14 protein-coding genes are annotated in these 13,207 nt (G+C 61.3%); 9 read left to right on the top strand and 5 right to left on the bottom strand.

Annotation, left to right across the window (positions count from 1 at the left end):
* Nucleotides 1–71 precede the first annotated feature (71 nt).
* The 9 genes from LGQ03_RS08495 (at nt 72) to LGQ03_RS08455 (ending at nt 6,922) form a co-directional block, all read left to right on the top strand.
* Complete coding sequence (locus tag LGQ03_RS08495; protein WP_226748056.1) at nt 72–1,424, top strand: phospholipase D-like domain-containing protein; 1,353 nt, start codon at nt 72–74, stop codon at nt 1,422–1,424.
* A complete protein-coding gene (locus tag LGQ03_RS08490) occupies nt 1,421–2,137 on the top strand; it encodes an endonuclease/exonuclease/phosphatase family protein (protein ID WP_226748055.1) in 717 nt (238 codons plus the stop codon). The genes LGQ03_RS08495 and LGQ03_RS08490 overlap by 4 nt, the downstream gene beginning before the upstream one ends.
* 78 nt (nt 2,138–2,215) lie before the next feature.
* On the top strand, nt 2,216–2,827 hold the full coding sequence (locus tag LGQ03_RS08485) for a ribonuclease D (RefSeq protein WP_090158050.1): 612 nt from the start codon (nt 2,216–2,218) through the stop codon (nt 2,825–2,827).
* Entirely contained in the window at nt 2,827–3,789 is a 963-nt protein-coding gene (locus tag LGQ03_RS08480) for a KpsF/GutQ family sugar-phosphate isomerase (RefSeq protein WP_226748054.1), read from the top strand. The genes LGQ03_RS08485 and LGQ03_RS08480 overlap by 1 nt, the downstream gene beginning before the upstream one ends.
* Before the next feature lie 3 nt (nt 3,790–3,792).
* Nucleotides 3,793–4,404, top strand: a complete 612-nt coding sequence (locus LGQ03_RS08475) for an LPS export ABC transporter periplasmic protein LptC (RefSeq protein ID WP_226748053.1) — start codon at nt 3,793–3,795, stop codon at nt 4,402–4,404.
* Nucleotides 4,401–4,883, top strand: a complete 483-nt coding sequence (lptA, locus tag LGQ03_RS08470) for a lipopolysaccharide transport periplasmic protein LptA (protein ID WP_226748052.1) — start codon at nt 4,401–4,403, stop codon at nt 4,881–4,883. Before LGQ03_RS08475 ends, lptA begins: the two co-directional genes overlap by 4 nt.
* Complete coding sequence (lptB, locus tag LGQ03_RS08465) at nt 4,883–5,635, top strand: LPS export ABC transporter ATP-binding protein (protein WP_090158054.1); 753 nt, start codon at nt 4,883–4,885, stop codon at nt 5,633–5,635. Before lptA ends, lptB begins: the two co-directional genes overlap by 1 nt.
* A gap of 214 nt (nt 5,636–5,849) precedes the next feature.
* Nucleotides 5,850–6,431: a ribosome hibernation-promoting factor, HPF/YfiA family gene (gene hpf, locus LGQ03_RS08460; protein ID WP_226748051.1), complete on the top strand. Its 582-nt coding sequence runs from the start codon at nt 5,850–5,852 to the stop codon at nt 6,429–6,431.
* Nucleotides 6,432–6,457: 26 nt separating this feature from the next.
* On the top strand, nt 6,458–6,922 hold the full coding sequence (locus LGQ03_RS08455) for a PTS sugar transporter subunit IIA (RefSeq protein WP_056029705.1): 465 nt from the start codon (nt 6,458–6,460) through the stop codon (nt 6,920–6,922).
* Here the strand turns inward: LGQ03_RS08455 and LGQ03_RS08450 are convergent, their stop codons facing one another.
* Genes LGQ03_RS08450 through galU form a run of 5 tightly spaced genes read right to left on the bottom strand, consistent with a single transcriptional unit; the run spans nt 6,923 to nt 13,176 of the window.
* A complete protein-coding gene (locus LGQ03_RS08450) occupies nt 6,923–8,356 on the bottom strand; it encodes a nodulation protein NodH (protein WP_226748050.1) in 1,434 nt (477 codons plus the stop codon).
* Between the two features lies 1 nt (nt 8,357).
* Nucleotides 8,358–10,055, bottom strand: coding sequence for a beta-1,6-N-acetylglucosaminyltransferase (locus LGQ03_RS08445; protein ID WP_226748049.1), 1,698 nt, complete (start codon nt 10,053–10,055; stop codon nt 8,358–8,360).
* Complete coding sequence (locus LGQ03_RS08440) at nt 10,052–11,056, bottom strand: glycosyltransferase family 2 protein (RefSeq protein ID WP_090158059.1); 1,005 nt, start codon at nt 11,054–11,056, stop codon at nt 10,052–10,054. The genes LGQ03_RS08445 and LGQ03_RS08440 overlap by 4 nt, the downstream gene beginning before the upstream one ends.
* Before the next feature lie 34 nt (nt 11,057–11,090).
* Nucleotides 11,091–12,281, bottom strand: coding sequence for a glycosyltransferase family 4 protein (locus LGQ03_RS08435; RefSeq protein WP_226748048.1), 1,191 nt, complete (start codon nt 12,279–12,281; stop codon nt 11,091–11,093).
* Between the two features lies 1 nt (nt 12,282).
* A complete protein-coding gene (gene galU, locus LGQ03_RS08430) occupies nt 12,283–13,176 on the bottom strand; it encodes a UTP--glucose-1-phosphate uridylyltransferase GalU (RefSeq protein ID WP_226748047.1) in 894 nt (297 codons plus the stop codon).
* Nucleotides 13,177–13,207 lie beyond the last annotated feature (31 nt).

The following is a 13,207-nucleotide window of genomic DNA, read 5'->3' as shown; positions in this document are numbered from 1 at the left end:
GGGCACACAGGTCATCGTTGGAATGACGCCTGCCGGGGTCTAGGCTAGGGTATCGCGCCAGAGGATACACCGTGCCGTTCAGCCTGCTAACCACCCATTTCGAAATCGTTTTCCTGACGCTGCTGGTGCTGCTGGCAGCCGCATTCATGTTGCAGCAACGCAGAACGCCGCAATCGACCGCGGCGTGGTTGCTGGCGCTGGTCGTGCTGCCCTACCTGACGGTCCCGATTTTCATCGTGCTGGGGTTTCGCAAGCGCCCGGGCAAGGACAACAGCATTCAGTTTCGCGACGTCGATGCCCCTGACCCGGTCGACGGCTGGGACAGAACACTGCGGTGCTATGACCTGCCGCCGGCCACCGCGGGGCATGATCTGACACTGCTTGATCGCCCGCACACCGCCCGAGAGGCACTGACCGACCTGATCGCAGGGGCGCAGCACCGGATCGACGCATTGTTCTACATCGTCGCGAACGACCCGACGGGTACGGATTTCGTGGCGCAATTGACCCGGCGCGCAACCGAGGGCGTGCAGGTCCGGCTGCTGATCGACCGGCTGGGGACATTGCGACCTCCGACAAAAGCGCTGCGCGCACTGAAGGCCGCTGGCGGTCAGGTGGCCTATTTCTCTCCTTTTACGCAGCGACCGCAGCGCGGACACATCAACCTGCGCAACCACCGCAAGATGCTGATCGCGGACGGGGTGCGGGTGTTTTCGGGCGGCATGAACATCGCGCGCAACTATCTGGATGACACACCAGAGGCCTGGGTCGATCTGGCCTACGTCCTGACTGGCCCGGCGGTGACAAGCTTTGGCGATGTCTTTGCATCCGACTGGTCCGTGGCGGCCACCCAGATCGACGCCAAGGGCGGTGCTGCGGACAGCCACGGCGCGGCCGTCGTGCAACTGGTCCCGTCCGGTCCGGACCTGCCGCACGACGGGTTCCACGATTCGCTGGTGAACGCCATCCACCGCGCCCGCGACCGGGTCTGGATCGCGACACCCTATTTCCTGCCCACCGACAGCCTGTCCGAGGCGCTGGCCGTGGCAGCCCGGCGGCAAGTCGATGTCAGGCTGCTGCTGCCGCACAAATCGAACCAGATGATCGCCGATTTCGCACGCGGCGCCTATCTGCGCGAATTGCAGGAGGCAGGCGTGCAGGTCCTGCTGTTCGCGGACGGCATGATGCATGCCAAGGCAGGCGTGATCGACACAAACGCCTACGTCGGGTCCAGCAATTGCGATGTGCGGTCAATGTTACTTAATTTTGAAACGACACTGGTACTGCATGATGACGCCAGTGCGGCGCTGATTGCGAATTGGTTCACGGGACTGTCGGACCGCTGCACGGTCGGCGTCGCAGAGGCCGGTACGCTGCGCCGCATCGCAGAGGGATTTTTCCGCATCGGGGCACCCGTGTTATGACCGAGGACAGGCCGATCAGGCTGCTGAGCTACAACATCCGCAAGGCGTTAGGCACCGACCGCAGGCGCGATCCCATGCGGATCGTCCGCGTGCTGTCGCACACCCAGGCTGATATCGTTTTGCTACAAGAGGCCGATCTGCGGTTGGGTAACCGTCCTGCGGTGCTGTCCGAGGACGCGCTGGGCGATATCGGCCTTGCGCCGCTGGCGGTCGCGGACACCGACGTCAGCATGGGCTGGCATGGCAATGCCATCCTGCTGCGCGCGGATTGGACGGCACGGCAGATCACCCGCATCCCCCTGCCCGGATTCGAACCGCGCGGTGCCGTTTCTGCCATCATCGACACGCCACAGGGACCGCTGCGCGTGATCGGTCTGCACATAGGCCTGTTGCGGCGGTCACGGGTCGCGCAACAAAATGCGATACTCGCGTGGATCGCGGACCAATCGGACATCCAGACCATCCTTGCCGGTGATCTGAATGAATGGACGCTGCACCGCGGCCTCGGCCCCTTTGCCAAGAGCCACAGCCTGCATGCGCCCGGTCGCAGCTATCATGCGCGCTGGCGACTGGCACCGCTGGATCGCATCGCGGTAGATCGTCGGCTGGACCTGATCGACACGGGCATGATCGACACGAAACTGACCCGTGCGGCCTCGGACCATCTGCCGATCTACGCCGATCTGGAACCCGGATCGCTGCGCGGGGTCTGATCCGCCAAGGCCAAAGGGGGTTGAGCGAGGCGCCACAGCGTCCTATCTGACAGCGAACCCAAGGAAAGCGGAACCACCATGGCGAACCATCTGTATCAAAACGATCTGCCCGACGGGCTGGATCTGGGACCGGTGGTTGCCATCGATTGCGAAACCATGGGCCTGAATCCACACCGCGACCGGCTGTGCCTGATCCAGATGTCCGGCGGCGACGGCGACTGCCATCTGGTGCAGGTCGCCAAAGGCCAGACAGAGGCCCCGAACCTGTGCCGGATGCTGGCCGACCCAAAGGTGCTGAAATTGTTCCATTTCGGGCGCTTTGACATCGCCGCGATGGAACATGCATTCGGTACACTGGCCGCGCCCGTCTATTGCACGAAAATCGCGTCCAAGATGGTGCGGACCTTCACCGACCGTCACGGGCTGAAATACCTGCTGCAGGAACTGGTCGGGGTCGATATTTCCAAACACCAACAGCAAAGCGACTGGGGTGCCGAAACCCTGACCGAGGCGCAGTTGAATTATGCCGCATCCGATGTGCTGTACCTGCATCAGTTGCGGGACGAGCTGAACCTGCGGCTGGAACGCGAAGGCCGCATGGATCTGGCCCAGTCCTGTTTCGATTTCCTGCCGACGCGGGCGAAACTCGATCTGGTCGGCTGGCCTGAAACTGACATCTTTTCGCACTGATGTCCGGGGCAGATTCATTTCAGGCCGTGGGCCGCCGGGTCATCGACGCAGAGGCCGCGGCGCTGACTGCGCTGTCGCGGTCGCTTGGTGCTGATTTCGATGCCGCTGTTGCCCTGCTGCTGAAGGCGACAGGCCGGATCATTATTTCCGGCATGGGCAAATCGGGCCATATCGGCAAGAAGATCGCCGCGACGCTAGCCAGCACCGGCACGCCCGCGCATTTCGTCCACCCCGCCGAGGCCAGCCACGGCGATCTGGGCATGTTGGCGCGGGGCGATGTGGTGATCGTCTTGTCCAATTCGGGTGAAACCCCGGAATTGTCCGATATCGTGGCCTATACCCGCCGCTATGACATTCCGCTGATCGGTGTCGCCAGCCGCGCGGAAAGCACGCTGTGCCGTCAGGCTGACATCGCGCTGATCCTGCCGCAGCTGGGCGAGGCCTGCGGCACCGGCGTGGTGCCTACGATTTCGACGACGATGACCTTGGCGCTGGGCGATGCCTTGGCCATCGCGCTGATGGAACACCGCAAATTCACGCCGGAAAATTTCCGCGACGTGCATCCCGGCGGCAAGCTGGGCGCGCGCCTGTCCAAGGTCGCTGACCTGATGCACACCGGCGACGCGCTGCCCCTTGTCAGCGCAGACACGCCGATGGGAGAGGTGCTGCTGACGATCAGCCAAAAGGGATTCGGCGTCGCAGGCATCGCAAGCGCTGACGGCGGGCTGGCCGGTGTGATTACCGACGGTGACTTGCGTCGCCACATGCAGGGCCTGCTGGACCATACCGCATCCGAAGTGATGACCCCGAACCCCACGACCGTGCCCGCGGGTGCATTGGCCGAACGTGCCGTCGGCGTAATGAACGCGCGCAAGATCACCTGCCTGTTCGCCCTTGATGCCGATAACCGCATTGCGGGGATCCTGCATATCCACGACTGCCTGCGCGCGGGCGTCGCCTGAGCCATGTCACGGGATATCAGCCTCCATACACAGGTGGTGGGTTGGCTGCGCATCCTGCTGCCACTGGGGGCGCTGATCCTGCTGTCCACGCTGTTTCTGATTGCGCGCGGCGACCCGGCGGAGACTGAAATCCCGTTTGCCCAGATCGACGCGGTGGCGGATGAACAGCGGATCGGTGCGCCCCGGTTCACCGGGCTGACCGATACGGGCGACAGTATCGCGCTTACCGCGACCTCGGCCCAGCCCGGTGCGACAGATCCCGACCTCGTGGACGTGACGCGGCCCCGGTTGGCCCTGGACGGTTTGGACGGCACATCGCTTCGGGTGACGGCGGGCAATGGCACGATGAACACTGCTGCACAGCAGGCGACCCTGACCGGCCTGGCACGGCTGGACCTGTCTACGGGGTATGCGATGGAAACCGCCGGTCTGAACGCCGACCTCGCGACGGGCGTCATTACCTCTGACGGGGCATTGGCGATCAAGGCACCTTACGGTGATTTGACGGCGGGGCAGGCTCGGATACAGTTGAGCGGGAACGGACAGGGCACGCAGCTGCAATTCAGTGACGGCGTGCGGCTGGTGTTTGTGCCGCAGCAAACGGGCGAGGAATGACCATGAAACGAATGACCGCCCTGATCTGGGCCCTGCTGGCCGGACCCGCATTGGCGCAGACCAACATCAATCTGGGCGGCATTTCAGCCGATCCGAATGCCCCGGTCGAGGTGACGGCGGATAACCTGAACGTGGACCAGGACGCCGGCACGGCCGTGTTCAGCGGCAACGTGGTGATCGGACAGGGCGATCTGCGCCTGTCTGCGCCGCAGGTCGACGTTACTTATGGCGCTGACAGCGGCGACATTGCCAGGTTGCAGGCCAGCGGCGGCGTAACATTCGTCACCGCAACCGAAGCCGCAGAGGCGCAGACCGCCGACTATGACCTGCAGGCCGGCACGCTGACACTGAACGGTGACGTGCTGCTGACGCAGGGCGCATCGGCGCTGTCCTCGCAAACCATGGTCGTCGACCTGAACACAGGGCGCGCACAGATGTCGGGCCGGGTCAGCACCGTGTTTCAGCAAGGCGGCAACTGATGAAAGACCTCGCCGTGCCCGGTGGTGATCGCGGGCTTGTGGTGCGCCACCTGCGCAAATCCTACCGCAAGCGGCCCGTGATTCGCGATGTGAGCCTGGATTTGGGCCAGGGCGAGGTTGTGGCGTTGCTGGGCCCGAACGGGTCGGGCAAGACCACATGTTTTTACCTGATCGCCGGTTTGATCCGGCTGGAAGGCGGGCAAGTCAGCGTCGATGGCGAGGATGTCACGACATTGCCAATGTACCGCCGTGCCAACCGCGGCATCGGCTATCTGCCGCAGGAAATGTCGATCTTTCGTGGATTGACGGTCGAGGACAACATACTTGCCGTGCTGGAAATCGCCGAACCCGACAAGAAACGCCGCCGCGACAAGCTGGAACGCCTGCTGTCGGAATTTTCGATCAGCCACCTGCGCCGGGCGCCGTCGGTCGCGCTGTCGGGCGGCGAACGCCGCCGCGCGGAAATCGCGCGATGTCTGGCGGCAGGGCCGAAATACGTGCTGCTGGACGAACCCTTTGCCGGGGTGGACCCGATCGCGGTCGCGGAAATCCGCGGATTGGTCGCAGATCTGAAAAACCGTGGAATCGGCGTTCTGATTACCGACCACAACGTGCAGGAAACGCTGCAAATCGTTGATCGCGCTTATATTTTGAATGACGGCAAGGTTCTGATGTCCGGCACCGCCGAAGAAGTCGTCAAGGACGAGAACGTGCGCCGCGTCTATCTGGGCGACAGCTTTCGCGTGAATTGATACGCCATTGACACACGGGCGGTTTCAGCGCTTCATTCAAGGGATGACGATGAATGGATCCCCTTTCTTTTTCGTCCCCACCGCGTCTGAAAAGGACCGGTTCGGCGGATCAGGCAGACCATTTTCTTCATTTTTCACCCGCAGAAACGACATCGGTGCCACCGCCTGAGGGCGCGGTACCTGCACGCCTGCACGACCATCCAAGGAGAAAACCATGCGCTATCAAATCAGTGGCAAGCAAATCGACATCGGCGAGGCGCTGCAAACCCACGTGCAGACCGAGATGGGTGAAACGCTGTCAAAATATGCGGGCCGCCCGACCGAGGCGATCGTGGTTTTTTCCAAGACCGGCCATGAATTCGTTGCCGAGGCCGTCGTTCATCTGTCGACCGGCCTGACGGTGCAGGCCACCGCCCGCGACCCTGAAATCTATGCCGCTTTTGACGCTTGTTGCGAAAAAATGGACAAGCAGCTGCGCCGCTACAAGCGCCGGTTGAAAGACCATCACAGGGACCGTCCCGATCCGGTTGAAATCTCTGGAGGTGGCGCGTATATCCTCGCCGCAACGACAGATGACAACGACGAGACAGAGCAGACCAGCGACGTACCCGTGATCGTGGCAGAAACGGAAGCCAAGATCCCGTCGCTGTCTGTCGGTGAAGCGGTCATGCAAATGGAACTCGCAAGCAGCCCGGTGCTGGTTTTTCGCAACGAAAAACACAACCGGATCAATGTAGTTTATAGACGGGAAGACGGAAACATTGGATGGGTCGATCCTCACACGCGTGAGGAGTAGTCCGTCAGCCGTCCTGGGGAATTGTGATGCAGCTCGCAGAAATCTTGCAACAAAGCGCGATCAAGACCCTTGGCGGATGTTCCAGCAAGAAACGACTGTTTCATGAATTGGGCGTGCTGGCGGAGCAGACCTACAGTGTCCCCGCCAGCGACGTCACCGAGGCCCTGATCGAACGTGAGGGGCTGGGGCCGACCGGTGTCGGACATGGCATCGCCCTGCCCCATGCGCGGCTGAATCAGGTCGAGGCCGTGCGCGGCGTCTTCTTGCGGCTGGAAAAACCCCTGAACTTTGACTCGATCGACCGGCAGCCGGTCGATCTGGTGTTCGCGCTGCTGGCCCCGTCAGAGGCGGGTGTCGATCACCTCAAGGCGCTTGCACTGGTGTCGCGGACACTGCGCAACCCCGACGTCTGCGCCAAGTTGCGCGCGAACGTCGAACCCGCGACGCTGCACATGATCCTGACCGAAGCGACCGCGTCACAAGCCGCCTGATCAGCGCAGGCTGCCGAAGCCAAAGGATTCGTAATCCTTGCCATAGGTGTCGCGGGCCGCGGCCTCGATATCCGCGTCGTAAATCGCCTCGAGGCGCGCGGCGTAGGGGTCCGTGACTGTCGGCACCTCTGGCATCGTGTCGTGACCGACCTGTCCGGCCAGCCGCGCCAGATCACCGCGCAGACCGGTTTCGCGCACGATCACATCCGGCAATCCGAAATCCGACATGGCCTGCAACAGCGACAGTTGCGACGCCCATGCGGCATCCGTGCGCACCGCTGTCTGCGCAGACAGGTTGTTGCGCAGGAATTTCAAAAAGGCGAGGAACGCGATCTTGTGCGCGGCCATGTTGTAGGTCGGATGGGTTTCGGGCTGTGGCCCGCCGTCCGGCACATCGACACCGTTCATCTTGCGCAAGGTGCCGCGAATCTCGGTGAAACTGCCTTTGCCGTTGAACACGATCCGTTCGCAGAATGCGGTATGGGCCCAGATCACCGGGTGCCTGACCACGGTAAATTTGCGATGCGCAGGGTTGCCGCGCAGCCATTCGCGCAACGTTTTCTGACTGAAGGACTGCAACAGATCATCGACCGGAACCTTGTCCAGACGCGCCAGCCAGTCGGATATCGCAGCCGTGGGGCCAGATTTCAGAGGCATATACAACAGCGGGCTATGTGCCGCAGCGATATACGTCGGGATCATCGGGCCACGGCGCGGTTCGAAATTTGGCGTCCGGGTCAGGTTGAACCGGTCCAGACGCGCAAGGGTGGTTTCCATCGCGTCGAAATTCGCGACCTTGTCCGCCATCGGCATCGGGTTCTGTTTCTTCAGCTTCTTGTTCAGGGCCGTGATCTGGCTGTCGACCCCCAGCCAAAGCGTGAGGCCGTTCATCACCTCGACATCGTGCAGGTCCTCGTAGGCGACATAGAAAGCGGTCTGGCCCGTGCGTTGCAGCGTGTTCATCAGCCTGACCTGAAAGCCCTGCAAATCGGTCAGATGACGTTCAAATTCGGCGGGATCGAACCGGATCTGACTGGTTTTGGCGTGGGTCGCATTGGTCAGTTTCCACTGGCCCGTGGCCGTCGCGATTTTCCAACTGACATAGCTGTCGGCGGGATTGCGGGTCAGAATGATCTTGGCGCAGCGCGGATCGGTCAGCGCAATGTCCAGCACCCTTGGGTCGTGATCGTTAAAGAAACGAAACCCGTTCAGACCGGGGGCAGCAATGACGGCGTCGATCAGTTTCTGGGGATCGTCCTCGCGTTCGCGCTGCGTGATGCCCAGCACATTGTCGGTGTCAGGATACCCGATGAAATGCGGATTGAACGCCTCGCCCAGACAGGAAATGCCGTCAAAACTGTTCAGGTTCGCCTCGAGGAAATTGGACCCGGTCCGCATTTCCGCAAACAGGATAAAGTAGTCGTATTTTGACACGTTATTTCACCAGATAGGGTTTGCGCGGCTTTGGCGACTGATTGAGCGGTGCAGCCTCGACCGGGAAATCGCCCATAAGGTAGGGGTGCATCCCCTGATTTTTCAGGTTTTGCAGGAATTGCCCGAACCCGGTCAGATCATGCATCCGGGGTGCCTCTGTCAGGCGTCGTGTGGTTTTTCCGGTCATTTCGTCAACGATGGTCTGAAGCGATTCCATCGGCGTTTCGATGAATTCGGCCATCGTCCAGATCCGCACCCGTGCCTTGGTCCAGGGGGACCGCAGCACGGTCAGGTGATCGTTTTCAATCTTTTGCAGGCGTGCCGCCTCGTGACGCAATTCGGCAAAATTGCGGTTCGACTGGAACAGCGGGACCGCCCATGCGCCCGAAATGACCGACACCTGCGCATTGCCATCCTTGGCCAGCATCCAGTTGATGTTCTGGCTGTCACCGGGTCCGTATTGAAACGCCTGACGTTCGCCCCGGGTGTTCCAGATCAGGTTGGTCAGGAACATCTGCGGGCTGTGGTCGCGCATCGGCGCGCTGTCGGACAGCGCCCCGTTGAAACAGGTCTGCCGTCCGTCAAACTGCACCCGGTCAGGCGCATATAGGTGGCCATGCACCCGTGCGCCCGAAATCTTGGCCAGCCAGGGTTCGAAATTCTCGAACAGTTCGGTGAACCCCTGAAAGACAGAATAGGAGGCTGCTGTTATCCCGTTTTCCCAGTCCTGATTTGGCCAACGGCTTTGCATGTACAGGCCGCGGCGGCCTTGCGTGCGCCGTTCCACGGCCTTGGCAAAGATGCGGTCGATCTTGCCCGGATTGGGTTCCGCGCCTTTCATCGTGGCGGCGTCATCCGACAGGAATGCCTGATAAAGCCGGTCTGCATGCGGCCAGATCTTGCGGGCCACGAAACAATCGGACCGCCGCAGCAATTGCAGGTGATCGTCGTAAAAGATGTGCGGTTTGCCCTGAAAGTCGAATTTCGACAGCGTCAATGACCGGCTTTCGATGTTGAAGGAATAGCTGCGGGCAAGCGTCTGGAAATAGCTTTCGTCGGGAATCCAGACCCGCGAAAAGTATTTGTCATACAGCGGACGATCAGGGTCCTGCAGGATCGCCGACAGGGTCTGCCGGGTCAGGCACCACCACTGCGATCCCATGTGCGGGACCAGCCCATCCGGAATCTTGCGTCGGAAACCGATCGCGCGCTGGAATGCCACGTATTTGTCGAACATGTAGCGATTGGTCCGCCACGAAAACGGGAACCGCAGCGTGAAACGTTCCTGATCCAGTCCGCCGACCGTCCAGGGCACATCGGCCGTTGTCGCGCTTTCGATGAAATCGGTGCGGGGCCGGCTGTCGAGATAGCGGCGCAATTCGCGCACGGGGCGCAGTGGCATGCACGACCCCGAGGCCAGATAGACGTGGCGCACATCCGCAAAGCTGCTCAGCATCACTTCGGCTGCGGACTGCGTGCCCGCCACGATGCCCCATGTGCCCCATTCGCAGCGATGGCGTTTGCAGAACTTGATCATGTCCACATCCGCAAGTGCGGCGCGAAAGATCTTGAACCGGGCGTCGCTGACATTCTTGTCCACGTGGATCACCACGGGACAGCCACCGCTGACCCAGTGCCGCGCCACCTGTTCCGCGCGGTCAAAGGCAGTGTGCACCAGCATGATCACACCCAGCGTCATGCCCAGTTCCCCTTGGACATGAGCCCCAGAATTTCGAGCTGCCGCCAATTGATATAACGTTCCGACCACGTGCACCAAAGGTCAGGTGAATCGTCACTGGCGTAGGCCCGATATTCCAGACTGTTGGCATAGTGCTGCTTGCGTTCCATTTCCTCCTTGGCCTTGTCGGAAAAGGTCGAGAGGAACTTGGTATGCAGCAATGCACCAGAGGCCTTTTCGCCGCCCCACTCGTCGTAAACGAGGTTCAGGCCGCGCGGCAACAGCATGTGGGTCGAACTGACGTAGGCGTAGCGGCGATTCCATTTCACCAGCGGGATCTTGTTCAGCGCCGGGGCGCGTTCGGGTTCACCTGCAAAGAACGTGCGCGACCGTGGGCCACCCTGAATCCACAAATTACCGAACCGCGGGTTGCGGTTGATGGTGTAATTGCCGCTGTCGAACCATTCCGCGATCTGTAGCGGGTCAGCACCACGCCGGTACGGCAGATCATCGACCCGTCCCTTGGGATACATGTCGACCAGCATCGCACCGAACGATTTGATCGACGATGCATCCAGCCAGTCGGTCAGGGCACGCAGTGGTCGGGTGTCGCAGAACGGATAGACCAGCAATTCATCGGGATCGACCACCAGTGTCCAATGACCGTGCCCGTATTTGCACTGAAGCCAGTTCAGCCAATCCACGCCGAAACGGGCCCGTTTGTAACTGGCACCGGTGCGGAACAGGGTGACATCCGGCTGATCCCGCAGAAATTCGCCACCACCATCGGTGCTGGCGTTGTCCACCATGATGAAATGGTTAACCCCCAGCCGACGGTAATATTCCAGAAAATATGGTAACCTGATGTTTTCGTTACGAAATGTCGAATAGACGATGATGTCGTCAGGCTTGATCTGCGACGTGCGGTTCGCGACTGATTTCAGTTCCCGACGCTTACGAATAGCGCGGACAAGCCAACGCTGTCGCTGGACCCTCAGCTTGTAGGACTCCCACGCACCCACCGCGAACCTTTCACCATCCGAAACGACGCCAACACTACGGCGCTGACGTTAACACAGTATCAAAATGTTGCTTCCATGACGGCGCGTCGCGCCTTGATGTACGGCGTGCCGGCGCATGATCCAGAAGCGTCCTGATCTCTATGCTCCATTCATAGCGATCCGAGGGGTTCAGGTAAACGGGCCAGTCGCCCATCGCCTCGCGGCAGGCCGCAAGGTCGGCGCAGATGACCGGCACGCCCAGCGCCGCCGCCTCGATCGGGGGCAGGCCGTAGCCTTCGGCAAAGGAGGGAAACAGCAACCCCTGTGACCCGGCCAGCAGCGCGGCGATGGCACCATCGCTCAGATCGTGTGCCTCTTTGACGTGGGGCACGCCCTCGTCCAGCCTGCGGAACACGTCCTCGTTCAGCCAGCCACGGCGACCGCAGATCAGCAGATCCGGCGCGCCAGGTCCCCAGTCCTGCCAGATATCCAACAGCAGCGCATGGTTCTTGCGAGGTTCGATCGTGCCGACGACCATGAAATAGGGACGTACCGGCGACAGACGGTAGGGGATTTCCTCGGGCGCGGGTCTGGGCGGTGTCACACCCAACGGGGCCACAACCACATCAAGCTGACCGGCACGCGGTCCGGCATGGCGGCGCAGGTCATTCGCCGCGGCCTGGGTCGTGCAGATCAGCTGATCGGCGTGGTTCAACGCAGCTGTCAGCATCTTGCGAAACCGCGGAACAGACTTGGGGCGCTGCATGTCGGGATGATCCAGCGGAATCGTATCGTGGATCAAGACAGTGACCCGCGATCCATCGTGGTTCGACAACGTGCGCAACAGCTGCCCGGTCAGATTGCTGTGGCCCACGTTGTAATAGGATAATCCGCTTCCCAGCCGGTCGAGCATGCGGCCCAATCGGTGCGGCCTGCACCGGTCCACCGCCCGCCAGCGCACAAAGGACTGACCACGACGCGCGGCAGGCGTCAGATTGCCGTTCAGGCGCGACAGGATGTCAGGCAGATCGAACGACCCGGTCCGGCAGGCTGTGGCAAATGCCGTCAGACCCTTGCGATCCAGCAAGGCCAGTCCCAGCGCCGTTCGGGCCAGCCCGTAGACGGGCGTCTGTGTGTCCGCGAGGAATGCATCCACATAGGCCAATTCGACGCGATCCACGCCTGTCGGGGTCAAACCAGCCCTGGACACAAGACGAGAGATGTCCAGCAGGCGAGTCCGGGTCATGTCAGGAATCGGCAACAACGCGTTTGAGATAGGCACGGAAATCATCGCCCAGCTCTGCATTCGCGAGAGCAAAGGCGACGGTCGCCTCCAGATAGCCGGCCTTGGACCCGCAATCGTAGCGTTGTCCCTCGAACCGGTAACCAAAGACGTCACGGTTCTGGGTGATCTCGGCGGCGATGGCGTCGGTCAATTGCACCTCGTTGCCGGACCCGCGTCCGATGTCGTTCAGGTTCGACATGACATCGGGTGTCAGGATGTAGCGGCCGATCACCGCCAGGTTCGACGGTGCGGTGCCTGCCGCGGGTTTTTCGACCATACCCTTGGCACGGACCAGACGGTCATCCTGGGTCACGGCCTTGTCGTCCACGTCCAGAACGCCGTAGGATTTCGTCTGCTCGGGGGCGACCTCCATCGTGGCGACCATCGACCCACCGCATTCGTTGTAGGCCTCGACCATCTGCGCAAGGCAGGATTTGTCGCCGGCGATCACGTCATCCGGCAACATCACGGCAAAGGGTTCGTTCCCGATCAGGCGACGTGCACACCAGACGGCGTGGCCCAGCCCCATCGCCTTGTGCTGGCGGATATAGGCGATGGCACCACTTTCCATGTTGGTGGATTTCAGTGTTTCCAGCAGCTCCAGCTTGCCGTCCTTGCGCAGGCGGTTTTCAAGCTCTGGCGCGTTGTCGAAATAATCCTCAAGCGCGTTCTTGCCGCGCGCGGTGACGAAAATGAATTCCTTGATTCCCGCCTCGCGTGCCTCGTCGATGGCGTATTGCACCAGCGGGCGGTCAACCAGCGTCATGATTTCCTTGGGCACGGCCTTTGTAGCCGGCAGAAATCGCGTTCCCATGCCAGCTACGGGAAAGATCGCTTTGGTTACTTTTTTGCGCATTTGGGCCTCGGAAATGAATATTCTGGCAAGT

It is taken from the genome of Loktanella gaetbuli (genome assembly GCF_020531945.1).
GTDB classification, from domain to species: Bacteria; Pseudomonadota; Alphaproteobacteria; order Rhodobacterales; family Rhodobacteraceae; genus Loktanella; species Loktanella gaetbuli.
This window is presented reverse-complemented; position numbering and strand designations above follow the sequence as displayed.